Origin of the sequence: Cellulosimicrobium sp. CUA-896, assembly GCF_001942335.1 — a bacterium.
GTDB lineage: Bacteria > Actinomycetota > Actinomycetes > Actinomycetales > Cellulomonadaceae > Cellulosimicrobium.
In genome coordinates, this window is sequence record NZ_MKKH01000078.1 from 90474 (window position 1) to 115315 (window position 24842).

A 24842-nucleotide genomic window follows, 5' to 3' on the forward strand; every position below is an offset into this window, starting at 1 on the left:
GCGGGTGGCCCGGGACGCGCGCGACGCCCACCCTCATGACGCGTGTCACGGGGGTGCGCCGACGTCGTGACAGGCTGACGTCGTGAGTCCCTCGCGCACGTTCCTCGAGGCGTGGACCCGACGGTCCGCGCCCGCGCGGTTCGACGCGTACACGCGCTGGTCCCTGTACGTGCTCTCGGCGAGCGAGCCGTTCGTCGCGCTCTTCGTCGTCGGGGCCGACCCGGGGTTCTCCCGGTCCACGGTCGCGGCGTGGGTCCTCCTCGCGCTCGTGCACACGGTCGCGTGCGTCGTCGTGCTGCGCCGCGGGATCGACCAGTTCCTCGGCGGCCCGCGCGTCCCGCCCTGGCAGCTCGTGGCGCTCGCCGTGCTCTCGATCGCGCTCGCCGTCCTCGCCCTGCCGACGTTCCCCGTCGAGGGCCCCGAGGGCGTCGCGGGCAGCGGTCGCTTCTGGGCCCTGCTGCTCGGTCCCGGCTTCGGCGTGCTCGCCGTCACGCCCCTCGTCGCCTACGGCCGGCTCGCGCTCGTGGCGCTCGTGCTCGCCGTCGGGCTCGGCTGCTCCGCGTGGATCGGCACGGGCCCGATCTCGGCGACGACGATCGGCATGGCGGTCGGCCTCGCCCTGTCGTTCGCGCTCATGCTGCTCGCGCTGTTCGGCTCGTACCGCGCGTCGGTCTGGATGCTCGGCGTGGTGTGGGAGCAGGAGCGCAACCGCGTGCTGCACGCCCGGCTCGCGGTCGCGGAGGAGCGGCTGCGGTTCTCGCGCGACCTGCACGACGTCTTCGGGCGCACCCTGTCCGTCGTCGCGGTGAAGAGCGAGCTCGCGGCCGAGCTCGCGGCGCGCGGACGCCCGGGGGCCGAGGAGCAGATGCTCGAGGTGCGCCGCATCGCCCAGGACGCGCTGCGCGAGGTGCGCGCCGTCGTCGCCGGCTACCGCTCCGCGGACCTCGCGGCCGAGCTCGCCGGGGCGCGCTCCGTGCTCCGCTCCGCCGGCGTCGACACGGTCGTCCACGGCGACGAGACACCCGTCGGCCCCGCCGCGCAGGAGGCGCTCGCCTGGGTCGTGCGCGAGGGCGTCACGAACGTCGTGCGGCACTCCACCGCGTCGTCGTGCACCATCACGCTCCAGCACGACGGCCGCGAGAGCGTCCTCGAGGTCGTCAACGACGGCGTCCCGCCCGGGACGCGCGCGGCCCCGGGCTCCGGCCTGCTCGGCCTCGCCGAGCGCCTCGACGGCGCCGGCGGGTCGCTCGACACCTGGGTCGAGGACGGCCGGTTCGGCCTCGTGGCCCGCGTGCCCGACGACGTCCCGCCCGCACCCTCGGAAGGACCACCGACGCGTGATCCGCATCCTCCTCGCCGACGACGAGAACCTCATCCGCGACGCCGTGGCGTCCCTCCTCGCCCTCGAGGACGACCTCGACGTCGTCGCGCAGGCGGCCTCCGGCCCCGAAGCCGTCGCCGCCGCGCTCAAGCTGCGACCCGACGTCGCGGTGCTCGACCTGCAGATGCCCGGGCTCGACGGCGTCGAGGTCGCCGAGCGGCTCGCGGCCGAGCTGCCCGCCTGCGGGGTCGTCGTCGTCACGAGCCACGGGCGCCCCGGGTACCTCAAGCGCGCGCTGGAGGCCGGCGCGCGCGGCTTCCTGCCCAAGACCGTGTCGGCACGCGTGCTCGCCGAGGTGGTGCGTCAGGTGCACGACGGCGGGCGCTACGTCGACCCCGAGCTCGCCGCGGAGGCGATCGCGGCCGGGGCCAGCCCGCTCACCGCGCGCGAGGCGGACGTGCTCGAGCTCGCCGCCGGCGGCGCGCCGGTCGAGGAGATCGCGACGCGCGCGCACCTCGCGCCCGGGACCGTCCGCAACTACCTCTCGTCGGCCGCGGCCAAGCTCGGCGCCGCGAACCGCCACGAGGCCGCGCACGTCGCCCGACGGCACGGCTGGATCTGACCGGCGGGTAGGCTCGGTGATCGTGCCGAGCCTCCCCCCCACGCCGCGCGCGTACCGCGTCCTCGCGTTCTTCCTGCGCCCGCTGCTGTTCCTCATCACGCGCCGGGACTGGCAGGGCGCCGAGCACCTGCCGCCGCGCGGGTTCATCGCGGCGGCGAACCACGTCACCGAGGTCGACCCCGTGACGCTCGCGCACTTCCTGTACGACCAGGGCCGCGCACCGAAGATCACGGCCAAGGCGTCGCTGTGGAAGGTCCCCGTCGTCGGCGCGGCCCTGTCGCGCACGGGCATGATCCCCGTGCACCGCGGCACCGGCGGTGCCGCGCAGGCGCTCGTCGACTCGACGGCTCGTCTCGACGAGGGGGAGTGCGTCGTGTTCTTCCCCGAGGGCACGCTGACGCGCGACCCCGACGGCTGGCCGATGGTCGGCAAGACCGGCGTCGCGCGCCTCGCGCTGACGAGCCGTGCGCCCGTCGTCCCGATCGGCCAGTGGGGCGCGCACCGTCTGCTCGCGCCCTACGGCAAGGTTTTCAAGCCGTTCCCGCCCAAGCGCGTCGCCGTGCACGCCGGCCCGCCGGTCGACCTCGACGACCTCTACGAGCGTCCGCTCGACACCGCGACGCTGCGCGAGGCCACCGAGCGCATCATGGCGGCCATCACCGCCCAGGTCGAGCAGATCCGCGGTGAGACGGCGCCCGCCGAGCGGTTCGACATGCGCAAGCACCCCGGCTCGGAGCGCCGCCGGTGACGGCGCAGGGAACCGCCGCCGACGCGGTCGTGGCCGAGGACCGCGCCGAGCCCGTGGTCGCCGCCGTCCTCGGGTCGGGCAGCTGGGGCACGACGTTCGCCGCCGTCCTCGCCGACGCCGGGTGCGAGGTGCGGCTGTGGGGCCGCGACCCCGACGTGGCGGAGCAGGTCAACACCCGCCGGCGCAACGAGAAGCGCCTGCCCGGCATCGACCTTCCCGCCGGCATCGTCGCCACCACCGACGCGGCGCAGGCGCCTGGCGGCGCGGGGCTCGTCGTCGTCGCGATCCCGTCGCAGGTGGCGCGCGGCACGCTCGAGCAGCTGCGACCGCACGTCGAGCCGGGCGCGGTCGCCGTCTCGCTCATGAAGGGCGTCGAGCTGAGCACCGACCGCCGCATGAGCGAGGTCATCGCGGAGTCGCTGCAGATCGCGGCCGAGCGCGTCGCCGTCGTCTCCGGGCCGAACCTGGCGCGCGAGATCGCGCACCGGCAGCCGACCGCCACCGTCGTCTCGTGCACCGACGAGGACGTCGCGCGGTACGTGGCGCGGGCGTGCTCGTCCGCCTACTTCCGCCCGTACACGAACCACGACGTCGTGGGCGTCGAGCTGTGCGGGGCGGTGAAGAACGTCATCGCGCTCGCCGTCGGCATCGCCCAGGGGCGCGGGTTCGGCTACAACACGACCGCGACCGTCATCACGCGCGGGCTCGTCGAGATCACGCGCCTCGGCCTCGCCCTCGGGGCCGACGCCGAGACGTTCCCGGGCCTCGCGGGGCTCGGCGACCTCGTCGCGACGTGCTCGTCGCCGCTGTCGCGCAACCACACCCTGGGCCGGCACGTGGGCCAGGGCAGGACCCTCGACGAGGCGGTCGCCGCCACGGGCGGCACCGCCGAGGGCGTGAAGTCGTGCCGGTCGGTGCTCGAGCTCGCGCAGTCCGTCGGCGTCGAGATGCCGATCACCGCCGGGGTCGTCGCCGTGCTGCACGAGGGCATGCCGGTCGACGAGATGGCCCGCGGCCTGCTGTCCCGGCCGCAGAAGGCCGAGGGGCTCTCCGCCGAGCGGTGAGCCCCCCGACCCGGGCGTGCGGGGCGTCAGCCGGCGTGACGGACGTCGACGACGACGCGCGTCGGGTTCTCCAGGAGGAACGCGCGGAAGGGCCGCTGCTCGTCGTCGACCCCGATGAACGCCTGCGTGTACCCCTCGAAGACGCCACGCAGCAGCACCTCGTCGATCTCGCCGTCCTCGGCCTCGACCGGGTTCGGCTCGGAGTACTCCTCCACGCCCGTGTCCATCGGGTAGCCCGAGCCGGAGATCATCACCTGCAGGTAGGCGTCGCCGTCCATCTCGATCACGGTGCCCTTGCCGTCCTCGACCGGCTGGTCGACGTACTCGACGCGCCAGCCCGGCGTCCCCTCGCCGCCCATCTCGAACACCACGCGGTCGTAGTCCTCGTGGTGCCCGAGCCGGATGTCCGTGACGGTGAGCATCGCGCCCTCCGACGGCTCGAGGACGTCGGGCTCCGTGTTCGCGGGGAACGGGACCGACGGCTCCTCGGACTCGTCCGCGGGAGCGGTCTCGTCGTCGGTCGGCGCGTCGGTGCCGTCGTCCGTCGGGTCGGGCGAGACGGTCTCGGTCTCCGTGGTGGTCTCGGTGACGGTCGCGTCGTCCGCCGGCTCGTCGGCGGCGCAGGCGGTCAGCCCGAGGGCGAGCGCCAGCGGCACCGCCCACAGCGCAGGGGCCCGGCGGGCGAGGGTCGTCGTCCTGGTGTCGTGAGCCATGCCCACGATCGTAGGGACGGCCCCTCGCACCCGCCCGGAGGCGCGGCCACGGGCGTGTCTCGGTCCCGTCTCGATCCGGTCACGACGAGACGGGCCGGTCGGCGCCCCGGTGTCCGCCCGTGCCGACCCGCGTCGGGCGGTCTCAGGTCGTCGCGCCCCGCCGTGCCTGATCGAGAGTCCCGTCGAGAGCCTGGTCGAGCGCGCGGTCGAGGTCGCGCCACAGGTCCTCGACGTCCTCGATGCCGACCGAGAGTCGCAGCAGGTCCTGCGGGACGGTCGCCGACTCGGTGGCGAACCGCCGTCGGCGCTCCATGCTCGACTCGACGCCGCCCAGGCTGGTCGCCGGCACCCACAGCCGGACCGCCGCGACGACGGCGTCCGCGGCCGCCGGCCCGCCGACCGGCCGGAGCCCGAGGATCGACCCGAACCCGGTCATGAGCCGCGCGGCGCGCTCGTGCCCCGGGTCGTCGGGCAGGCTCGGGTGGCGCACCTCGGCCACGCCGGGGTGCGCGGCGAGGCGGCGCGCGAGCTCGGCGGCGCTGGCCTGCGAGCGCTCGACCCGCAGCGCGAGCGTGCGCAGCCCGCGCAGCGCGAGCCACACCTCGAACGGTCCCGGGACCGCGCCGTGCAGCGTGCGGTACGCCCGCACCTGCTGCGCCAGCTCGTCCGTCGACGCGACGACGGCACCGAGCACGACGTCCGAGTGCCCGGCGAGGTACTTGGTCACCGAGTGCACGACGAGGTCCGCGCCGTGGTCCAGCGGGCGCTGGCCGAGCGGCGTGGCGAACGTGTTGTCGACGGCCGTGAGCACCCCGCGCTCGCGGGCCGCGCCGAGGAGCGTCGGCAGGTCGGCGACCTCGAGCATCGGGTTGGTGGGCGACTCGAGCAGCAGCAGGGACGCGCCGTCCAGCGCGGCGACCACCTGCTCGGTGTCCGCGACGTCCACCCGCACGACCGTCACACCGGCCCGCCGCGCGAGGTCGTCCGCGAACCCGAGCGTCACCTGGTAGGCGTGGCGCGGGACGACGACCGTGCCGCCCGCCGGGACGAACGCGAAGACCGAGGCGATCGCGGCCATGCCCGAGGAGAAGGCGACCGCGGGCCGCCCGGCGCCCTCGAGCGCCGCGAGCGTCTCCTCGAACGGGTGCCACGTCTCGGTGTCCATGCGCGCGTAGAGGAGCTCGCCCGGGCCCTGCACGCCCTGCGAGACGTACGTGGAGGACAGGACGAGCGGCGGGTTGACCGGCGCACCCTGCGCGCGCTCGGGGCGTCCCGCCGCGACGACGACGGTCGCGGGGGACAGGTCGGCGTCGTGGGGTCCGGCCGGGCCGCCCGGGCGCGTGCCGGGCGCGGGGCGCGGGTCGTCGGGCAGGGCGTGCTGGGTCATGGCGGCAGGCTACGCCGCCGCCGCGGTCGCGTGCCCCGGGCGACCACCCCGCGAGGAGCCGCTCGAGAGCGTCGAGGAGCTACTCGAGCGGGCCGAGGAGCGACTGCGCGACCGTCGAGTGCGCGGACTCGTCGTCGGACGGGTGGAAGAGGCCCGCGAGCACGTCGCGGTACAGCCGGCCGAGCTCGTTCCCCGCGAAGTAGCTCGACCCTCCGGCGACGCGCACGGCCTGGTCGACGACCGTCTTCGCCGTCTCCGTCGCCCGCACCTTGAGCCCGGCCGTGGCCCGGAACCAGCCCGCGCCCCGGTCGACGAGCGCGTCGATCTCGCCGGCCGCCGCGTCGAGCTGCGGCCAGATCCCGTCGAGCTCGAGGGCCGCGTCGGCCAGGCGCCAGCGGATGTCGGGGTCCTGGGACAGCGGCGCGCCGTCGTTCTTCATCGACGTGCGGCGCCGGGCGGCGGCGACGCCCAGCTCGAGCGCGCGGTCGGCGATGCCCGTGTACACCGACGCGAGGAGGATCTCGAACGTCGTGAAGATGCCCACGACGAGCGGGTCGAGGCTGGGCCCGGGCGCGAGCCGCCGCACCACGCGGTCGGCCGGGGCGGGGGCACCGTCGAGCAGCGTCGAGCACGACTGCGACGCGCGCATGCCCATCGTGTCCCAGTCGTCGGCGATCTCGACCCCGCCGCCGTCCCGGGTGACGAACGCGTGCACGAGGCGCGGCGCGTCGTCGGACACCGTGTCGAGACCCAGGACGCCGAGGCGCGTCCAGCCGGGGGAGTTGGAGGTGAAGATCTTGCGGCCGTGGAACGTGTAGCCGCCGCTGCCGTCCGGCCGGGCCTCGGTGCGCGAGCCGAGCAGGACGAGGTCGTTGCCCGCCTCCGAGTACCCGAACCCGAAGACCTCGCCACGGCCCGCCTCCTCGAGCAGCCAGTCGAGCGAGGAGTCGCCGCGCTCGTGCAGGTAGCGCGCGACGCCCGTCCACACGTGGTGCATGTTCACCGCGAGCGCCGTCGCGGGTGCCGCACCGGCGAGGCGCGCCTGCTCGCGCGCCGTCTCCCGCAGGCCGAGGCCGGCCCCGCCGAACGACTCGGGGACGAGCGCGCGCAGGTACCCCGCCTCGCTGAGGTCCGCCATGTCGTCGTCGAACCACGTGTTCTCGCGGTCGTGCCGGGCGGCGCGGGACCGGACGGTCTCGAGGAGGTCGTCGTCGAGGAGCGTGCGGGGAGCGGGGAACGGGAAGGGCGTCGGCATGGCCTGCCTTCGGGTCGGGTCGGGTCGGGGGACGCGAGCGAGGGGCCCGGCGGACGTGCCGCCGAGCCCCTCCACCGTACGCCGCCGGCGGTCCGTCACCGCGCGGGCCGGACCGCCGCCTCAGCCCCGCGGGCTCGCCGCGTGCTCGCCCGGCCGGCCCCCGAGGTAGAGCTCGGAGAGCTGGGGGTCGGCGAGCAGCTCCGGCGCCGGCCCGGAGATGTGCACCCGGCCGAGGTCGAGCACGCAGCCGATGTCCGCGGTCTCCAGGGCGCGGCGCGCGTTCTGCTCGACGAGCAGCACCGCGACGCCCGCGTCGCGCATGCGCACGACCTGCTCGAACACCGTCGCGGTCGTCTTGGGGTCCAGCCCCATCGACGGCTCGTCGAGGAGCACGACGCGCGGGCTGACCATGAGCGAGCGCGCGAACTCCACCTGCTTCTGCTGGCCGCCCGACAGCAGACCGGCGAGCTGCTTCCACCGCTCGCGACGATCGGGAACAGCTCCTGCACGAACGCCACGCGCTCGGCCACCTGCGCCTTGTCCCGCAGCGTGTACGCGCCGAGCAGCACGTTCTCCGCGACCGTCATCTCGCGGAACACGCTGTGCCCCTGGAGCACGTGCGCCAGGCCGGACGAGAGCATCTCCTGGGGTCCCTGGCCAGTGACGTCCCGCCCGCCCACGAGGACGCGGCCCGAGCGCGGCTTCAGCAGCCCGGACGCGACCTTGAGCACCGTGGACTTCCCGGCGCCGTTCGGCCCGACCAGGCACACCACCGTCGAGGCCGGGACCTGGATCGTCAGCCCGCGCAGGACCATCGCCGCGCGGCCGTACCCGGCCTGGACGTCGTCCAGCTCGAGCAGGTACTCCTGCTGCGCCCCCGCTCCGGGGGTCCGCTCAGACACCAAGGTAGGCCTCCAGCACTCGGGGGTCGGACTGCACGACGGCGGGCGTGCCCTCGGCGATGGGCCGGCCGCGGTCGAACACGATGACGTGGTGGGACAGGCTCATCACCATGTCCATGTTGTGCTCGACGACGAGGAACGTGCGCCCCTCGGCGTTGAGCTCCTGCACGAGCGTCCCGATGCGCCCGATGAGCGCCGGGTTCACGCCGCCGGCGGGCTCGTCGAGCATGATCGTGTCCGGGTCGCCCATGAGCACGCCCGCCAGCTCGAGCAGCTTCTGCTGCCCGTAGGACAGGTTGCGCGCCTCGGCGTTCTCCAGGTGGTCGATGCCGACGCGCACGAGCAACGCGCGCGCCTTGTCGATCTCCTCGGGGTTGCGCGCGCCGCCGAGCAGGTCGCGCAGCCGCGGGGGCCGCACGGCCACGAGCATGTTCTCGAGCACGGTCATGCGCGGGAAGATGCGGCACAGCTGGAAGCTGCGCCCGATCCCGGCCCGCGCGATCGTGTGCGGGGCCTTGCGCGTGATGTCGTGGCCGCGGAACGTGACCGTGCCCGAGTCCGGCTTGATCATGCCCGTGACGCAGTTGAAGAACGTCGTCTTGCCCGAGCCGTTCGGGCCGATGAGCGCGTTGATCTTGCCGTGCTGGAACGTCACCGTCGCGTCGCGCACGGCGTGGACGCCGCCGAACGACTTGGTGAGCCCGACGGTCTCGAGGTTGCGCGTCCTCTGCTCGGTCGCGGTGGTCGTCATCGTTCCTCCTCCGGGCCCGTCCGGGGACGTGGGGCCGCGTCTTCCATCCGCTCGCTCGTCCCTCGCGAGCTCCCGCCAGGCCCGCCACGACGCGGCCCCACGTCCTCTCCCTGGCCCTCGGTGGGCGTCGCACCGCCGCGTCGTTCGAGGTGGCCGACGGCGGTCGTCCCCTCGGCGGTCGCGCCGCCGGCCGCGACGGCGCGGTTGTGCTCGAGGAGCTCGGCCGCCGTCATCTCGCGGATCGAGGAGTCCTGCGGGCCGAACCGGCGCACGAGGGACTGCACGGCGGGGATGATCCCGTCGGGCATGAACAGCACGACGACGCCGAGCAGGATCGCGGTCGCGACGAGGTGGAACTGGGTGTCGCCGAACTCGAGCTTGAAGTACTCGAGGCCCGTGCCGACGACGAGGGCGCCCAGCAGCGGGCCGAACAGGTGCCGCACGCCGCCGAAGAGGGCCATGAGCACCATGTAGGAGCCGAGCATGATCGAGAACTGGAAGATCGGGTCCAGATCGCCGAACCACAGCGCGTACATCCCGCCGGCGAGGCCGGTGAACGTGGCCGAGACGACGTAGGCGACGAGCTTGTAGTTGCGCGTCGGCACGCCCAGGGCCTGGGCCTTGTCCTCGTCCTCGCGCACCGCCTTGAGGCCGGTGCCGAAGCGGGAACGGTCGATCGCCCACCAGACGAGCAGCATGACCGCGAGCAGCGCGGCGAACAGGTAGAAGAACACGCGGTGGTGCTCCGGCCGCAGGAGGTCCGGGAACGGGCGCGGGACGACGAGGCCGTCCGAGCCGCCCGTGAACGAGCCCCAGGCCTGGAAGACGAGCAGCAGGATGAGCACGAACGAGATGGACACGATGACGAACGACGCCCCGCGCACGCGCAGCGCCGCGATGCCGAGCGGGATCGTGATGACGAGGACGATCGCCCCGGCGAGGAGCCAGGCGACGAAGCTCGGCAGGCCCAGGTCGCGGATGAGGATGCCCGTGCCGTACGCGCCCAGGCCGAAGAACGCGGCGTGACCGAGCGAGACGTAGCCCGTGAAGCCGCCCATGAAGTTCCAGGCGGTCGCGGTGCAGGCGTAGCTCGCGACGACGATGCCGGCCGACAGGATGTACGCGTTGGGCGCCATCGTCGGGAACGCGAGGACGAGCGCGACCCCCACCGCGAGCGCGGCGAGCCGGGCGACGCGTACCCACCGGCGCGGGCCCGGGGGCCGGGGGAGCGGTGGTGGCCCGCGCGCCGTCGGCCACGTCGTCCCGTGGCGGCGTGGTGCCCGCGGGACGACCCGCGGGACCGACCGCAGGACGGGTGTCAGAAGCGTTGCGCAAGACGACCTCCGAAGAATCCCTGGGGCCGCAGCATCAGCGTCGCGAACAGCGCGACGTAGAAGATGGTCTGCGCCCACGTCGTGCCGAGCGGCACCTGGAGCAGGCTCTGCCCGACGCCGAGGACGAGCGCCGCGATCGCGGCGCCGGGGATCGACCCCAGGCCGCCGACGACGATGATCGCCATGAGCGGGCCGATCCAGTGCCAGTGCAGCGACGGGTAGATCGTGGCGTCGAGCGACAGGGCCGTCCCGCCGATCGCCGCGGTCGCGAGGCCCAGCCCGAAGCCGAAGCCGGCGACGCGGTCGGTCTTGATGCCGACGAGCTGCGCCGCCTCGCGGTGCTGGATCGTGGCGCGCAGCGCCTGGCCGAAGCGGCTGTGCTTCATGAGCACGTACAGCAGGGCGAGCGACAGGGCGGCCAGCGCGAACGCGACGAGCTTGACGACGGCGATCCGCGCGCCGAAGAACTCGACGCTCGCGCCCGAGTACGGCAGCTGGATGCGCCGCTGGGTGCCGCTCCAGACGAACCCGATCATGCCCTCGATGAACAGGGCGACGGCGAACGTCAGCAGGACCGACATCATGGTGAGCGTCGCGGGGCGCAGGCGCGTGATGAGCAGGCGCTGCATCCCGACGCCCACGGCGAAGAACAGCGGCACCGTCACGACGAGCGACAGGAGCGGGTCCATCCCCGTCTGCTGGTTGAAGTACCACGCGAGGTAGGCGGCGAGGATGAGGAACGCCGAGTGGGCGATCATCACGACCCGCATCACCCCGAAGTACAGGGTCAGGCCCGCTGCCAGGAGGGCGTACAGCCCTCCCAGCAGCACGCCGAGCATGAGGCTCTGGAAGAGGAGCGACACCGTCACGGACGGATCACCACGCCGGCTTCGGGAAGACCATCTCGGCCTCCTGGGCGTCCTCGGGCAGGACGATCTGGATCTCGCCGTCCACGTACTGCTGGATGAGGTGCGCGCCCTGCGGCTTGCCCGTCTCGTCCCACGTGAGCGGCCCGACGACCGTCTCGACCTCGTTGTCGCGCAGCCAGTCGACGAGCTGCTGCTGGCACTCGCCCTGCTCCGCGCAGCCGACCTCCTCGACGGCCGCGGCGACGACCTGGCCGGTCGTGTACGCGTTCGCCTCGTCCTCGCCGGGCGGGTTGCCGTGGAGCTCGGTGTACCGCTCGACGAACTCGACGTTCGACGGCCAGCTCGCCGTCTCGGTGTACCCGGTCGGCGAGAGGATGCCCTCCGTCTTGGCGCCGATGGCCGCGGAGAACTCGGGGTTGGTCGGGGCGGTCGAGAACGCGGCCATCTCGGGCTGGTAGTCCAGCTGCTGCAGGGCGACGATGAGGTTCACGGCGTCCTGGTACTGCGTGCCGCCGACGACCATCTCCGCCCCGGAGTCGGCGATCTTCGCCGCGATCGACGAGAAGTCCGTCGTGTTGGGCGGGTAGACCTCGTCGACGACGACCTCGACGCCGGCGTCGGCGAGCTTGTCACGCAGGCCGTAGGCGGTGCCCTGGGCGAACGGGTCGTCCATGGCCGCCACGGCGACCGTGGCCGGCCGCTCGTCCTCGGGCATCGCGAGGATGTGGTCCGCGAGGTAGTTGTAGTGGTCGTCCGCCACCGCGGGTGCCGCGTAGAAGAGGTTCTCGAAGCCCTGCTCGAAGACCTCGTTCGCGGCGCCGGCCGGCTCGACGAAGAGCATGCCGTACTCCTCGGCGACGCGGGCGCTCGGCACCACGAGGCGCGTCGAGAACGGGCCGAAGACGAGGTCGACCTCGTCCTGCGCGATGAGCGCCTCGTAGTCCTGGACCACGCGGTCGGCGTTGGACTGGTCGTCGAGGATCTTGAGCTCGACCTGGCGCCCGAGGAGCCCGCCGTCCTCGTTGACGAACTGCGCCCAGGCCTCGTAGCCGCGCTGCACGCCCTTGCCGGGTTCGGAGAAGTCCCCGGTGAGGGGCAGGGAGATGCCGATGACGATGGGGTCGTCGGCGGCGTCGCCGCCTCCGCCCGAGCCGCCGCCGGAGCAGGCGGTGAGCACGAGCGCCGACGCGGACAGGCCCGCCGTGACGGCGAGCGCGCGCTGCTTGCGGGTGCGCGGTGACGGCCGCGATGCCTTGCGTGGGGACATGGAACGGGTTCTCCCTACCTCGTCGTAGTGAGTACGTGGTGCGTACCTCTGTGTACGTAAGCGCTTTCGCAAGCGCTTCCGTCAGGTTACGCTGCTCTGCAGGGTCGTGGCAAGCATCACGTCGGAGCCGGTCGAGGGAGACGGGCCGCCGTGGCGCCGGGAGGAACGAGGTCCGCGTGCGGCGCGAGAGCAGGGCAGCAGGTCGTGACGGGCTCCGGCTCGCCGACGTCGCGGAGCGGGCCGGGGTGTCCCTCGCGACCGCGTCGCGGTCGCTCGCGGGACGCCAGGGCGTCTCGGAGCAGGTGGCGGCACAGGTGCGGCAGGTCGCGGCCGAGATGGGCTACGTGGCCAACCCGCACGCGCGGACGTTGGCGGGCGGCGCGACGTCGGTCGCCGGTCTCGTCGTCTACGAGATCGGCGACCCGTACTTCTCCGAGATCGCGAGCGGAGTCGTGCGTGTGGCGGCGCAGCACGGGTGGAGCGTGCAGATCAGCCACACCGAGCGCGACCCGGACGCGGAGGTCGCCCAGATCCGCCTCATGCGGGCCCACCGGGTGGGCGCGATCGTGATGGCCGGGTCGGGCTACGTGGACGCCGCGCTGGAGTCCGACGCGGCGCGCGAGCTCACCGCGTACCAGGAGGGCGGCGGGCGCGTCGTCGTGGTCGGGCGCCACCACCTGCGCTGCGACGCCGTCCTGCCCGACAACGCGCCGGCGGGCGAAGCGTGGCGGAGCACCTGCTCGGGCTCGGCCACCGGCGCCTCGCCGTGGCCGCCGGTCCCGCACAGCTCACGACGATCGCGGACCGGCTCGCCGGCGTCCGCGCGGCCGTGGCGGAGCACGGCCTCGACCCGGACGCGCTGCCCGTCGTGCACGCGCCCTTCACGCGCGAGGGCGGCCGGGACGCGGCGCGCCGGCTCCTCGACGAGCACCCGGGCACCACGGCGGTCCTCGCGCTCAACGACGCGATGGCGACGGGCGTGCTGTCCGTCCTGCGCGAGCGGGGGATCTCCGTGCCGCACGACGTCTCCGTCACGGGGTTCGACGACATCCAGGTGGCGCAGGACCTCGCGCCGGCGCTCACGACCGTCCGGCTGCCCATGAGCGAGATCGGCGCCGCCGCCCTCGAGCTGGCCCTGCGGCCGGCGTCGGCGCGCCCGCGGCGGCGCACCACGGGTCACGCGCTCGTCGTGCGCGACTCGACGGCGCCCCCGCCGCGCGGCTGACCGGCCCCCGCGACGCACGCCCCCGGTGGCGCCGGGGACGGCCGAGGGGGCGTGCGCGTCGCCGCGCACGCCCCCTCGTCCCGAAGAACGCCGTCGGCGTCAGCCGCAGGCGTGCGCCGCGTGCTCGACGACGACCTCGGACGACACCTCCTCGCCGTCCACGGTCGCGGTCGCGGTCACGGTGACGGACCCGGCCTCGAGCGCCGCCGCCCGGACGGGGAACGCCTGGTAGGCCGCCGCGCCCGGCGCGACGTCCGTCACCGTCCGGGTGCCGTACGCGGTCGCGAGCGTCACGTCGGCCGGGGCGGCACTCGCGTTCGTCGCCGCGACCGCGAGGTACACCCGCCCGGCGAGGCACCGCGGCGCGACCTGGACGTCGAGCTCGACCCCCGCCGGCTCCTCGGCCGCGGTGACCGTGAGGCTGCGCAGCCGCCCGGTGTTGTCGAAGGAGCCGAACCCGACCCGGCCCTCGGCGAACGTCGTGTCGGTCGCCGTCAGCAGCGGGGTGTCGAGGCCGTCGACGTAGACCGCGACGTCGCCGCTGTCCGCGCACCGCACGACGCGCACGTCGTGCCACTCCTCGTCCGTGACCGCCGGCGGCGCGCCGACGCCCCCGTCCCACTGGTCGTCGATCCGCTCCCGGTCCCGGCCGTCGACCTTGAAGATGCCGTTGTGGGCGTAGATCGTGTTGTCCTGCGACAGGTGGGCGTAGTAGTACTGCGTGTCCGACTGCCAGCCGAAGACGACGATGACGTCGCGGTTGTTGACGGACGCCGGCGCGTCGAGCCGCACCTCGGCCTGCAGCTCGAACGAGCCGAGCTCGGGCCCCTCGGTGAGCACGGCGTACTCGAACGGGCGGCGGATGCCGTCGTCCGGGTTGGTGCCCGCCTCGGCGAGCACGACCTCGTCGCCGGGGAACTGCCACTTGGACGGCGTGCGCGGCGCCCAGTGCTCGGCCGCCATGACGTCCGTGACCTGCTCGCCCGCCGGCGCGCACGACGGCGGCGCCGGCTCCTCGGCCGGCTCGGCGGCGAACAGCGCGTACTGCGCCGCCACCTGCTCGGCCGTGGGGACCGTGTCGAGGAACATGAGGTCGTCCATGCGGCCGTGGAACGGGTTGGCCTCGCGCGTGTCCTGCGGGAAGCTGCCGCCGATCTTGATCCCGGCCGGGTCCGTCGGTGACGTGGCGCCGGGGCCCCACGGGTTCGTCGAGGACGTGTACTCGCCCTCGAGCCGCTCGCCGTTCATGAACAGCTGCATCTCGCCGCCCGCGAAGTCGAACGTCGCGGCCAGGTGGACCCACTCGCCCTGCCGGAGGATCTCGTCCCACGGCAGGTCCGCGGCGAACGTCCACGAGCCGGCTCCGTCGACGCGCCGGCCGAGCGCGACGAGCTTGAGCTCGCCGTTCACGGTGATGACCTCGAGCAGCGCCCGTACGCCGTGCCCGTCGGAGTCGCCGCTGAGGACGCCCGCGAGGCCGATCGCGTTGTAGCGGTCGTCCGGGTTCGCGGTGCTCGAGTTGAGCGCCGGGTGCTCGCCCGTCGGCTTGAACCAGCCCATCACGGAGATCTCGTCCGTGCCGGCGAAGGCCCCGAGCGAGTCGACCCCCTCAGCGTCGTAGACCCCGGCCTTCCAGTCGTCGTTGGACGACGTCCCCGGGCTCATCTGCTGGGTCTGGAGCGCTTCGCCGGCCCCGGGGTACGCGCGGTCCGCGACACGCATCTCGGTGCCGCCGTTGACCAGCTGCACGTCCGTGCCCGACCAGCCCTGGTCGGCCTCCCACGTCGCGTCGGCCGCGACCGGGTGGTCGAAGTCGTAGTGCGCGACGAGGTTCGGTGCGAGCTCCGGCAGGGCGACGGGCGACGAGGCGCCGGCGTACCGCGCGCCCGTGACCTTCCAGACCTTCCCGTCGGCCTTCGACACCAGGTACAGCTCGCCGTCGGCGTCGGCCCCGAACCGCAGGTCGACGCGCGCGTCCCCGACGAGCTCCTGGAACGTCGTCTCCTGCCCGTCGTGGAAGACCTTGAGGTGCTCGATCTCCGCGAGGTCCTCCGGGTCGCCGTCGTTGCGCTGCATCTCGTCGGCCTGCGTCGACAGCACCCAGCCGCGCACGAGGTCGGTGAACAGGTAGCGGCCCCGGAGCTCGGGGATGTCGCCGCGGTAGACGAAGCCGCCGTTGAGCGCCACGCCCGCGTCACCGGTCTGGCCGGGGTCGCGGTTGTGGTCGTACGCGGCGACCGGGTAGGTGAAGCCGTTGTCGGCGTCGTCCTCGGGCAGGGGGAAGATCTGCCGGTTCTCGGCGACGAACGGCCCCTCGCGCTCGGACCAGCCGAAGTTGTCGCCCGCCTCGACCTCGTAGACGGACTCGACCTGCCACTCGCCGATGTGCCCGAGGTACATCGCGTGGTCCCCCTCGGGGTCCCAGCTGATGCGGTGCGGGTCGCGCATGCCGACGGCGTAGATCTCGCCGAGAGCGCCGGGGGTGCCGACGAACGGGTTGTCCGCCGGGATCCCGTACTGCCCGTTCGCGCTGTCGTCGCCCGTCGGGTCGATGCGGAAGATCTTGCCCTGCGGCGTGGACAGGTCCTGCGGGTTGCCGTTGCCCACACCGTTGCCGCCGTCCCCGACGAGGACGTAGAGCATGCCGTGGTCGGGGTCGCCCGGCTCGACGGTCGGGTTGAAGGCGATCTGCTGGACGGTGTGCACGCGCCCGGCGAACGGCACGCGCATGAGCTCGCGGCTCGTGCCGGCGAAGGTCTCGGCCGAGGGGTCCGTGGCCGTCCACTCCGTGATCACGCTGTGGTAGTTCGTCCCTCCGAACGCCGGGAAGTCCGGCGTGTCCTCGGTCAGCGCGCTGCCCGCCTCGGTGTGCACGGTGTAGAAGACCCCGTTGTCCGCGAACTCGGGGTGGAACTCGACGAACCCGAACCCGGTGCCCAGGCCCGCGTGGTTGTGGAAGTTGTCGACGAACCGGTCGCGCACGTTCAGGTAGGCGACGTGCTCCCCGGTCTCCTCGTCGACCATGTAGAGGATCTCGTTCATGTCGGGCACGGCGAGACGGCCGGAGCCGTCGGGCACCTCGTCGAGGTGGGTGATGCGGTTGTGCCGCACGAGGCGCTGGTCCTGCGTCGCGGGCGTCGTCTGCGACTCGGGCAGCTGGGCGAGCTCCGTGACCTCGATGCCCAGCGCCGACGGCGTGGGGTCGGGGAGCGGGTTGAGCAGCGGCTCGCTCGGGGTGGTCCCGCCGGCGGCGCAGTCGCCCGGGTTCCCGGTGGCGATCTCGAGGTTCTCGCCGGCCGGGTCGACGGCGACGTCGTCGAGCATGAGCCGCCCGGCGCTGCTCGCGCCGTTGATCCAGAAGAACCGGTCGAGCGCGGTGCTCACGCCCTGGCGGAACCCGAACTGCTGCTCGGTGCCCTCGGGCAGGCGCGTGATCTCCTCGTACGGGCCGCCCTGGCTGTACACGCTCACGCGGTCGGCCGCGTTGTCGGCCACGATCCACACGCACTGCCACGTGTCGCGCGACCACACCCCGGCGGGCTTGAACCCGCCGCCGTCGCGCACGAGCATGACGTCGGAGTTCTGGTTGTTCACGTACGCCCGGCTGTTGACGTAGTCGGACGGCGCGTCGACGTCCGTGAGGCCGAACGACGTGTCGACGCTGCCCGTGCGCATGAAGCGGAAGAACAGCGTGCCGGTGGTGCCGTCGGCGACCGGCGGGACGGCGCGGTAGGACTTCTGGCCGCCGCCGACCATCTCGAGGATCTGGTTGTTGGCGTCGAGCGGGTCGGCCACGACCCGGGCGGCGGACGACGCCGTCCACCCGTCCTGGCCGTCGAGCGCGGTGCGGTCGTACTCCTCGAAGTCGAGGAGCTCGGTGAATCCTTCGTCGGCCGCGACCTCCGCGGCGGCCGGCGGGCCCAGGAGGGTCCCGCCCAGGACGGTCGCGAGGGCGACCGCGAGAGCGGCCCTGCCTCGGCGACGGGAACGCGTAGACGTCATCGTCTGCTCCACTTCGTCGGATGGTGCTGCCTGAACGTCGGTGCTGCCACGGCGCCGTCGCCGTGGGTGCCGCGCGGTGAGCCCCGCGGGTCCGGCCCCCTGTCGTGTCGGGTGCACGTCCCTGTGCGCGACTCCTGCAGGCTAGGAAAGGGCTTTCCCGGTGTCAAGGGACCGAGCGCGCGAGGGCACGGTCGCGCGGGGCCCCGGACGCACGAGGGCCCGGCAGCCTGCGCTGCCGGGCCTCGTGCTGCGACCGGCGGTCGTCAGCCGACGAGCGTCGCCACGGGCTCCTCCGGGCGCGGGAGGATGCGACGCAGCACGTCCGCGAGCGTGACGACGCCGACGAACCGGTCGCCGTCCATGACGATCGCGAGGTGCTCGCTCGACTCGCGCATGCGCGCGAGCGCCGCGTGCACGGTCGTGCCCGACTCGAGGACGAAGCCGGGACGCGCCAGGTCGTGCACCCGTCGGTCGTCCGGCTCGAGGAGCGTGTCGCGCACGTGCACGACGCGCGGCACCACGCTCCCGTTGCGGACGAGGATGCGCAGGTGCCCGGACGCCGCGGACGCCGCCCGCACGTCGGCGGCGGTCGCGTGCGACGGGACCGCCGTGGGGGCGCCGCCGGCCGGGACGAGCGCGTCGACCGTGAGGGTCTGCAGCTCGAGCGCGCCGGAGATCTGCGCGCGGTAGGACGCCTCGAGGGCGCCCACGCTGGCGGAGTGCTCGACGAGGTGGCGCAGCGTCGCCGGGTCCTGGCCGCCGCCCTCGACGTTCTCGACCGGCTCGACGCCGACGGCGCGCACGCACCGGTTCGCGAGCGCGTTGAGCCAGCGCAGCAGCGGGCGGAAGACCGCCATGAACCCGCGCATGGGCAGCGCGAGCAGCGTCGCCGAGCGCTCCGGGTGGGCGATGGCCCACGACTTGGGCGCCATCTCGCCCACCACGAGGTGGAGGAACGTGACGACCACGAGCGCGAGCACGAACCCCGCGACGTCGGCCGCCCACAGCGGCACGCCCCACGCCTCGAAGACCGGGGTGAGCCAGTGGTGCACCGCCGGCTTGGTGATGGCGCCGAGCGCGAGGGTGCACGCCGTGATGCCGAGCTGCGCGCCCGCCATGAGGAGCGTGAGCTCGTTGGAGCTGCGCAGGGCGGCCCGCGCGGCGCGGCTGGTGGGGGCGGCGTCCTCGAGACGGTGCCGCTTGGCGGCCAGCAGCGCGAACTCCACGGCGACGAAGAACGCGCTCAGCGCGATGATGGCGACGGTCGCCACGACGACGACCCACGGGTTGCTCATCGGGTCTCCTCCCCGGCGGTCGTCGGTCGCGCGGACGCGCCGGTGGTGCGGTCGGCGTCCTGCTCGTCGGGCTCGGCTCCCCGTGCGCCCGCGGGCGCGTCCGGGGCGGACCCGTCCCCGCGCCGCTCGTCGAGCCGGACGCGCACCAGACGCGGCACGTGGCGCTCGACCGACAGCACGTCGACGACGAGCGTGCGCGTCACCGGCTCGTCGTGGACGAGGTCGGCGGGGTCGTCGGGCAGCGTGACCTCGATCGTCTCGCCCGCGCGCGGCAGCGCCCCGTGCTGGGCGATGAGCAGGCCGGAGACGGTCTCGTGGTCGCCGCGCGGCAGGTCGTGCCCGATGGCGCGCTCCGCCTCGTCGACGTGGACGTCGCCGCCCATGACCCACACGTCGTCGCCCTCCGCGGTGACCGTGACGGGCTGCTCGGGGTCGTGCTCGTCGGTGATCTCGCCGACGACCTCCTCCGCCAGGTCCTCCACGGTGAGCACGCCGGTGAACCCGCCGTACTCGTCGATGACGCACGCGAGCTGGTTGCTCGTGCTCGTCAGGGCCTCCAGGGCGTCCGGCAGGGTCATCGACGTCGGCAGGACGACCGCGGGACGCATGAGGTCGGTGACGGGCGCGTCGTCGGGCAGCGGCGTGTCCAGGACGTCCGCGAGCTGCACGACGCCGAGCGGCTGGTCGGTGTCGTCGACCACGGGGTAGCGCGTGTGGGCGTGCGCCATGAGCTCGCGCACCTCGCCGACCGTGGTCGCGGGGCGCACGGTGCCCACGCGCGAGCGCGGGATCATCGCGTGCTCGACGTCGCGCTGCGGGAAGTCGAGGATCCGGTCGAGCAGGACCGACAGCTCGTCGGGCAGGTCGCCGCTCTCGCGCGACTCGGCGACGATGTGCTCCAGGTCGCGCGCCGTGGCGGTGCTGTCGACGTCGTGCACGGGCTCGATCCGCAGCAGGCGCAGCAGGGCGTTGGAGGCCTTGTCGAAGACCGCGATGAGCCAGCCGAACACGGTGAGGTAGGCCGACGTCGAGCGGGCGAGCCCGCGGGCGAGCGGCTCGGGGCGCGCGATCGCGAGGTTCTTGGGGAACAGCTCGCCGAACAGCATCTGGATGATCGTCGAGAGCACGAGCGCGAGCACCGTGCCCACGGCGACACCGACGCCGGTCGGGACGCCGACGCCGCCGAGCATCGTGCCCAGCGACTCGCCGATGAGGGGCTCCGCCACGTAGCCGACGAGGAGTCCCGTGACGGTGATGCCGAGCTGCGCGCCCGACAGGACGAACGAGGTGCGCCGCGTCACGGCGAGCGCGCGCCGCGCGGACTCGTCACCGGCGTCGGCCCGTGCGCCCAGGCGCGAACGGTCGACGGTCATGTAGGCGAACTCCTGGGCGACGAAGTAGGCCGTCGCCGCCGTGATCGCGAGGACCACGAGGAGTCCGAGGAGGAGGGAGAGGAATGTCGTCACCGGGCCCGCACCGCCCCTCGGTCGTCACGGACGCGGTGTCGCGTCCTGGTGATGCCGGGGCCGGTGCGGCCGGGACTATGGTCGGGGTCGTCGGCCGCGGGGGCCTCGAGAGTCATCTCTTCCACGGCACCTACAACGCCGGCGCCGCCGGAAAGGTTCCCGGATCCGCGGACGAGTTCCGCGGGGAGCCACGGTAGGGTCGTCCGCGATGTCCAGCGAGCAGCCCTCCCAGCACCGCGCCGAGCAGGCACCGGCCGACCACCCGTCCGCACCGCGCAAGGTGCGCGTCCTGCTGCTCTTCGGCGGCCGGTCGGGCGAGCACGCCATCTCGGCCGCGACCGCGGCAGGGGTGCTGCGCGCCATCGACAGGACGCGGTACGACGTCGTCCCCGTGGGCATCACGCCCGACGGTGCGTGGGTCCTCGCGGCGGACGACCCCGCGCGGTGGGAGATCACGGCCGGACGCCTGCCGCGGGTCGAGCCGACGGGGGAGGACGTCGTGCTGCCGCTCGCGACGGACCGCCGCGACGTGCGCGTCCTCGCGCCGGGCGAGATCCCGCGCGAGCTCGGCGAGGTCGACGTGGTCTTCCCGCTGCTGCACGGCCCCTACGGCGAGGACGGGACGGTCCAGGGCCTGCTCGAGCTCGCGACGTGCGCTACGTCGGTGCGGGCGTGCTCGCGTCGGCGGTCGGGATGGACAAGCACTTCATGAAGCTCGTGCTCGCGGGCCAGGGCCTGCCCGTCGCGCCGTACACGGTGCTGCGGCCCGGCGAGTTCGAGAAGAACCCGCAGGCGTGGACCGAGACCGTCGCCGGGCTCGGCCTGCCGGTGTTCGTCAAGCCGGCGCGCGCCGGCTCGAGCCTCGGCATCTCCCGCGTGGACGACCTCGCCGACCTGCCCGCGGCGATCGCCGAGGCGCAGCGCCACGACCCCAAGGTGCTCGTCGAGGCCGGCGTCGTCGGCCGCGAGATCGAGTGCGCCGTGCTGGGCGGCCGCGGCGGCTCCCGTCCGCGCGCGTCCCTGCCGGGCGAGATCGTCGTGACCGGCGCCGACCACGCGTTCTACGACTTCGAGGCGAAGTACCTCGACGAGGCGGGCGTCGAGCTGTCGTGCCCGGCGGACCTCCCCTCCGGCCTCGTCGAGGAGGTGCAGGACGTCGCGGTGCGCACGTTCGAGGCCGTCGGCGCCGAGGGGCTCTCGCGCGTCGACGTGTTCGTCACGGACGACGGCGAGGTCGTCGTCAACGAGATCAACACCATGCCGGGCTTCACGCCGTTCTCGATGTACCCGCGCATGTGGGAGAAGTCGGGCCTCAACTACCCCGACCTCATCGACGAGCTCATCACGCTCGCGCTGGAGCGCCCGACCGGGCTGCGCTGAGCCGACCCTCGTCCGCACGGGCGGACGGAGCGGCGGGACCTCAGCCGGTGAGGTCGGCCACGTCGAGGCACCGGCGCGTCTGGGGCACGGACTGGACCGCCGGTCCGAGGTCGGCGACGAACGACGTCGAGTGGTTCGCGCTCACGGCGGGCGGCACGACCACCTGGACCGCGGGGTCGCGCCCGTAGGTCGTGAACGTCCACGTGCCCTCGCCGTCCTCGACGACGAGCCAGTCCACCGTGCCCGAGCCCGTGCCCACGGACTGGCACAGGTCCGTCGTCGGGCCGGGCACCTCGACGCCGCACCGCAGGGTGACGGCGGCACCCGGCGCTCCCCACGCGGCCGTGGCCTGGCTGGTCGTGCCGACCTGCGGCAGGTCCTCGCCGAGCGCGTCGGGGAGCGCGAGCACGACCTCCGCGCAGAGCGGGTCCGCCGCGTCGTCCGCGACCGGGACGCCGATGCGCGGTGCGCACCCGGTGGTGGCACCGGCCAGGCCCACGGCCAGGACGGCGCCGAGCGCGCGGGCGAGGGAGCGGGGGAGCACGTCGGGCACGCGACCACGGTAGCCGCCCGGCGCGGGTGCGCCGCACGCGCACTAGGGTGACCGGGTGAGCGAGACGCCCCTGCTGGTCCGCGACGTGGCCGAGGAGGCGCTCCTCGCCCGGATCTTCCCCCTCCTGCCCGCCGCGCCGACGACGATCGTCGGGCCCGGCGACGACTGCGCCGTGGTCGCCGCTCCCGACGGGCGCTACGTGGTGTCCACGGACGTGCTCGTGGAGGACCGTCACTTCCGCCGCCGGTGGTCGTCCGGGTACGACGTCGGGTGGCGCGCCGCCGTGCAGAACCTCGCCGACGTCGTCGCGATGGGGTCCCGGCCGGCTGCGCTCGTCGTGTCGCTCGTGATGCCCGGGGACCTGCCGGTCGACTGGGTCACCGGGCTCGCGCGCGGCCTCGCGGCGGCCTGCACGCCGGTCGGCGCGGCCGTCGTGGGGGGCGACCTGTCCGGCGGGGACCAGGTGGTGGTCGCGGTGACCGTCCACGGCGACCTCGAGGGGCGCGAGCCGGTGCTGCGCTCGGGCGCACGCCCGGGGGACGTCGTGGCGATGGCCGGGACGCTGGGCCGGTCCGCGGCAGGCCTCGCGCTGCTCGAGCTCGGCCGGCCGGACCCCGAGCTCGCCGATGCCTACCTGCGTCCGGACCCGCCGCTCGCCGCCGGGCCGCTCGCCGCCGACGCCGGGGCCACCGCGATGATGGACGTCTCGGACGGGCTCCTGCGCGACGCCGGGCGTATCGCGCGGGCCAGCGGCGTGCGCCTCGACCTGACGAGCGCCGCTCTCGACTCCGACCGCGCCGCGCTCGCCGACGCGGCCCGCGTCGCCGCGGCGGGCGGTCCGGTGGGAGCCGGGGGGCCGGGGACCGTCGTGGCGGTCGAGGGCGCGGTCGAGGGCGCGGACGACTGGCGCGTCCTCACGGACGACTGGGTGCTCGCCGGGGGGGAGGACCACGCGCTGCTGGCGACGTTCCCGCCCGGGGCGAGCATGCCCGCGCCGTTCCGGGCGATCGGGACGGTGGCGGCGTCCGGCGGCTCACCGGGCGTGGCCGTGGACGGGGCGCCGCCGCGCCGTCGGGCGACGGGCTGGGACCACTTCGGCGAGTGAGCGACGCCCCGGGGGGCTCAGCGGCGCCGGAAGCGGACCATCGTCAGGTCCTTGCCGCCGATGTCGTCGCGGCGCTCGACGCCGTCCGGCGAGAAGCCGTGGCGCCGGTAGAACCGCAGCGCGCGCTCGGCGTCGGCCAGGACCCACAGCGTCACGGTCACGCCCGGCGGGACGTCGGCGAGCATGGTGCGCATGAGGTCGCGGGCGACGCCCCGGCCCCACGACTCCGGGTCGAGGTAGATCGCGTAGATCTCGAGGTCGCCCGGCTCCGCGTCCTCGTCGCGGCACGGGCCCAGGGTGGCGAACCCGATGGTGCGGCCGTCGGCGTCGGCGAGCCACGTCCGCGCCCCCGCGGTGGAGAGGCTGTCGACCCAGTGCTTCTCCCGCTGGTCGACGTCGAGCGAGGCCAGGTACTCGTCGGGGACGATGCCCGCGTAGGCGCCGCGCCAGGAGGCGACGTGCACCGCGGCGATCGCGCTCGCGTCCCCGGGACCGGCAGGGCGGATGGTTACCTCGCTCAGTTCCGTCACCATGGGCAAAGCCTGCCACCGGCCCCCGGTTCCGCCAAACCGGAATGTCCGTGCTCCAGAGGATCTCCGCAATCGCGCGGCGGTGCTCGCGCCGCGGCCGCGGGGGCACGGTTCGTGGCGTGCCGACCGTGGCGTGCCGAGGACGACGCAGCGCCCGCCGGCGATGCCGACGGGCGCTGCGAGGAAGGCGGGTTCGCGCGGGCTCAGGCCGGGCGCGTGACCTTGCCGGCCTTGAGGCACGAGGTGCACACGTTGAGGCGCTTGGGCGTGCCGCCCACGACGGCGCGAACGCGCTGGATGTTCGGGTTCCAGCGGCGCTTCGTGCGGATGTGGGAGTGCGAGACGCTGTGCCCGAAGCCCGGGCCCTTGCCGCAGACGTCGCAGTTGGCAGCCACGGTTTCTCCTGATCGTTGTGCACGTCGCGCACGCAGCGGCGACGTATGAGTGGTCTGAGGGTGTCTCGCCCGGTGGTCCGTGCGGCAGAAGGCACGCCGAACACCCGGGCAACCTCGTCAGGGTAGCCGATCCCCGGGTGCCGGCTCAAGTGAGGGCGCGGCCCGGGGTCCGCCGTCGCAGACTACGGTGTTGGCGTCGCCCGCCGGGCGGCGCACCGTCCCCGAGCGAGGAGCCAGACCGACGTGAGCCGCGCCACCGGGGTGCTCGACGGGCCCGCCGTCGCGGCGTGGGCGCGCGAGGGCGTGCGGTCCCTCGGAGCGGTGCGTCCGGCGCTCGATCGCGTCAACGTCTTCCCCGTCGCGGACGCCGACACCGGCACGAACATGTACCTGACCTTCCTCGACGGTGCCCGCGCCCTCTCCGGGGCGGAGCCCGGCGAGGCCGGGGCGGGCCGACTCCTCGGACGCCTCGCCCGCGGGGCCCTCGTCGGGGCGCGCGGCAACTCCGGCGTCATCCTCAGCGAGTACCTCCGCGGGCTCGCCGTCGCGCTCGCGGGTCACGGTCGCGTCGACCCGCCCGCGCTCGCCGCCGGGCTCGACCGCGCCGCCCGCACCGCGCGCGCGGCCGTCGCCCGTCCCGTCACGGGGACGATCCTCA

20 protein-coding genes and 4 pseudogenes are annotated in these 24842 nt (G+C 74.2%); 8 read left to right on the forward strand and 16 right to left on the reverse strand.

The window, feature by feature from the left end; translation table 11 throughout:
* Window positions 1-45: 45 nt before the first annotated feature.
* Entirely contained in the window at window positions 46-492 is a 447-nt protein-coding gene (locus BJF88_RS17310) for a hypothetical protein (RefSeq protein WP_075829696.1), read from the reverse strand.
* Between the two features lie 184 nt (window positions 493-676).
* Here BJF88_RS17310 and BJF88_RS23970 point away from each other — a divergent pair.
* The 4 genes and pseudogenes from BJF88_RS23970 to BJF88_RS17335 form a co-directional block, all read left to right on the forward strand.
* Window positions 677-886: pseudogene (locus tag BJF88_RS23970) on the forward strand (histidine kinase); the annotation flags it as partial.
* 451 nt (window positions 887-1337) lie between these two features.
* Window positions 1338-1943 (forward strand): DNA-binding response regulator, encoded by a 606-nt coding sequence (locus tag BJF88_RS17325; RefSeq protein WP_075829698.1) that lies wholly within the window; start codon window positions 1338-1340, stop codon window positions 1941-1943.
* A gap of 22 nt (window positions 1944-1965) precedes the next feature.
* Window positions 1966-2691, forward strand: coding sequence for a 1-acyl-sn-glycerol-3-phosphate acyltransferase (locus BJF88_RS17330; RefSeq protein ID WP_075829721.1), 726 nt, complete (start codon window positions 1966-1968; stop codon window positions 2689-2691).
* A 53-nt stretch (window positions 2692-2744) separates the two neighbouring features.
* Window positions 2745-3755 carry an NAD(P)H-dependent glycerol-3-phosphate dehydrogenase gene (locus tag BJF88_RS17335; RefSeq protein ID WP_075829720.1) on the forward strand — a complete coding sequence of 337 codons (1011 nt, stop codon included), beginning with the start codon at window positions 2745-2747 and terminating at the stop codon, window positions 3753-3755.
* Between the two features lie 26 nt (window positions 3756-3781).
* On the opposite strand, the gene BJF88_RS17340 is transcribed toward BJF88_RS17335, so the two are convergent.
* The 9 genes and pseudogenes from BJF88_RS17340 to BJF88_RS17375 all read right to left on the reverse strand — a co-directional run bounded on the left by BJF88_RS17340 (window position 3782) and on the right by BJF88_RS17375 (window position 12233).
* Window positions 3782-4468, reverse strand: a complete 687-nt coding sequence (locus BJF88_RS17340; RefSeq protein WP_075829699.1) for a hypothetical protein — start codon at window positions 4466-4468, stop codon at window positions 3782-3784.
* Window positions 4469-4610: 142 nt separating this feature from the next.
* Window positions 4611-5855: a PLP-dependent aspartate aminotransferase family protein gene (locus BJF88_RS17345; protein ID WP_083649246.1), complete on the reverse strand. Its 1245-nt coding sequence runs from the start codon at window positions 5853-5855 to the stop codon at window positions 4611-4613.
* 79 nt (window positions 5856-5934) lie between these two features.
* Window positions 5935-7110, reverse strand: coding sequence for an acyl-CoA dehydrogenase family protein (locus BJF88_RS17350; protein WP_075829723.1), 1176 nt, complete (start codon window positions 7108-7110; stop codon window positions 5935-5937).
* 120 nt (window positions 7111-7230) lie between these two features.
* Window positions 7231-7569 (reverse strand): ATP-binding cassette domain-containing protein, encoded by a 339-nt coding sequence (locus BJF88_RS22670; protein WP_369824671.1) that lies wholly within the window; start codon window positions 7567-7569, stop codon window positions 7231-7233.
* 119 nt (window positions 7570-7688) lie between these two features.
* Window positions 7689-7925 (reverse strand): annotated as a pseudogene (locus BJF88_RS22675) (ATP-binding cassette domain-containing protein); the annotation flags it as partial.
* Between the two features lie 79 nt (window positions 7926-8004).
* Window positions 8005-8763, reverse strand: coding sequence for an ABC transporter ATP-binding protein (locus BJF88_RS17360; RefSeq protein WP_075829700.1), 759 nt, complete (start codon window positions 8761-8763; stop codon window positions 8005-8007).
* A complete protein-coding gene (locus BJF88_RS17365; protein WP_255372149.1) occupies window positions 8760-9932 on the reverse strand; it encodes a branched-chain amino acid ABC transporter permease in 1173 nt (390 codons plus the stop codon). Before BJF88_RS17365 ends, BJF88_RS17360 begins: the two co-directional genes overlap by 4 nt.
* A 149-nt stretch (window positions 9933-10081) precedes the next feature.
* Window positions 10082-10966: a branched-chain amino acid ABC transporter permease gene (locus tag BJF88_RS17370; protein ID WP_075829701.1), complete on the reverse strand. Its 885-nt coding sequence runs from the start codon at window positions 10964-10966 to the stop codon at window positions 10082-10084.
* Window positions 10967-10973: 7 nt separating this feature from the next.
* Window positions 10974-12233 (reverse strand): amino acid ABC transporter substrate-binding protein, encoded by a 1260-nt coding sequence (locus tag BJF88_RS17375; RefSeq protein WP_187346248.1) that lies wholly within the window; start codon window positions 12231-12233, stop codon window positions 10974-10976.
* On the opposite strand from BJF88_RS17375, the pseudogene BJF88_RS17380 reads away from it, so the two are divergent.
* A pseudogene (locus BJF88_RS17380) lies at window positions 12215-13458 on the forward strand (LacI family DNA-binding transcriptional regulator). The gene BJF88_RS17375 and the pseudogene BJF88_RS17380 overlap by 19 nt on opposite strands.
* 99 nt (window positions 13459-13557) lie before the next feature.
* Here the strand turns inward: BJF88_RS17380 and BJF88_RS17385 are convergent.
* The 3 genes from BJF88_RS17385 to BJF88_RS17395 form a co-directional block, all read right to left on the reverse strand.
* A complete protein-coding gene (locus BJF88_RS17385) occupies window positions 13558-17460 on the reverse strand; it encodes a PQQ-dependent sugar dehydrogenase (RefSeq protein WP_083649250.1) in 3903 nt (1300 codons plus the stop codon).
* Window positions 17461-17723: 263 nt separating this feature from the next.
* Entirely contained in the window at window positions 17724-18755 is a 1032-nt protein-coding gene (locus BJF88_RS17390; protein WP_075829702.1) for a CNNM domain-containing protein, read from the reverse strand.
* Window positions 18752-20221, reverse strand: coding sequence for a hemolysin family protein (locus BJF88_RS17395; RefSeq protein WP_075829703.1), 1470 nt, complete (start codon window positions 20219-20221; stop codon window positions 18752-18754). Before BJF88_RS17395 ends, BJF88_RS17390 begins: the two co-directional genes overlap by 4 nt.
* Before the next feature lie 208 nt (window positions 20222-20429).
* Between BJF88_RS17395 and BJF88_RS17400 the strand changes: the two are divergent.
* A pseudogene (locus BJF88_RS17400) lies at window positions 20430-21601 on the forward strand (D-alanine--D-alanine ligase family protein).
* Between the two features lie 40 nt (window positions 21602-21641).
* On the opposite strand, the gene BJF88_RS17405 reads toward BJF88_RS17400, so the two are convergent.
* The gene (locus BJF88_RS17405; RefSeq protein WP_255372150.1) at window positions 21642-22154 is read right to left on the reverse strand and encodes a DUF3515 family protein; all 513 of its coding nucleotides are present in this window, start codon (window positions 22152-22154) and stop codon (window positions 21642-21644) included.
* Window positions 22155-22209: 55 nt separating this feature from the next.
* On the opposite strand from BJF88_RS17405, the gene BJF88_RS17410 reads away from it, so the two are divergent.
* Window positions 22210-23259, forward strand: coding sequence for a thiamine-phosphate kinase (locus tag BJF88_RS17410; RefSeq protein WP_222844050.1), 1050 nt, complete (start codon window positions 22210-22212; stop codon window positions 23257-23259).
* Between the two features lie 17 nt (window positions 23260-23276).
* Here BJF88_RS17410 and BJF88_RS17415 read toward each other — a convergent pair whose 3' ends face one another.
* Window positions 23277-23792, reverse strand: coding sequence for a GNAT family N-acetyltransferase (locus tag BJF88_RS17415; RefSeq protein WP_075829704.1), 516 nt, complete (start codon window positions 23790-23792; stop codon window positions 23277-23279).
* 200 nt (window positions 23793-23992) lie between these two features.
* Entirely contained in the window at window positions 23993-24184 is a 192-nt protein-coding gene (gene rpmB / locus BJF88_RS17420; protein ID WP_075829705.1) for a 50S ribosomal protein L28, read from the reverse strand.
* A 243-nt stretch (window positions 24185-24427) separates the two neighbouring features.
* Here rpmB and BJF88_RS17425 point away from each other — a divergent pair.
* Window positions 24428-24842, forward strand: a 415-nt coding sequence (locus tag BJF88_RS17425; RefSeq protein WP_139316139.1) for a DAK2 domain-containing protein, incomplete at its 3' end; no start/stop codon positions are given.

Coding starts and splice junctions, on each gene's coding strand:
- BJF88_RS17385 (WP_083649250.1), bottom strand. CDS start 17,460: ATGACGTCTACGCGTTCCCGTCGCCGAGGCAGGGCCGCTCTCGCGGTC.
- BJF88_RS17415 (WP_075829704.1), bottom strand. CDS start 23,792: ATGGTGACGGAACTGAGCGAGGTAACCATCCGCCCTGCCGGTCCCGGG.
- BJF88_RS17350 (WP_075829723.1), bottom strand. CDS start 7,110: ATGCCGACGCCCTTCCCGTTCCCCGCTCCCCGCACGCTCCTCGACGAC.
- BJF88_RS17360 (WP_075829700.1), bottom strand. CDS start 8,763: ATGACGACCACCGCGACCGAGCAGAGGACGCGCAACCTCGAGACCGTC.
- BJF88_RS17375 (WP_187346248.1), bottom strand. CDS start 12,233: ATGTCCCCACGCAAGGCATCGCGGCCGTCACCGCGCACCCGCAAGCAG.
- BJF88_RS17345 (WP_083649246.1), bottom strand. CDS start 5,855: ATGACCCAGCACGCCCTGCCCGACGACCCGCGCCCCGCGCCCGGCACG.
- BJF88_RS17340 (WP_075829699.1), bottom strand. CDS start 4,468: ATGGCTCACGACACCAGGACGACGACCCTCGCCCGCCGGGCCCCTGCG.
- BJF88_RS17390 (WP_075829702.1), bottom strand. CDS start 18,755: ATGAGCAACCCGTGGGTCGTCGTCGTGGCGACCGTCGCCATCATCGCG.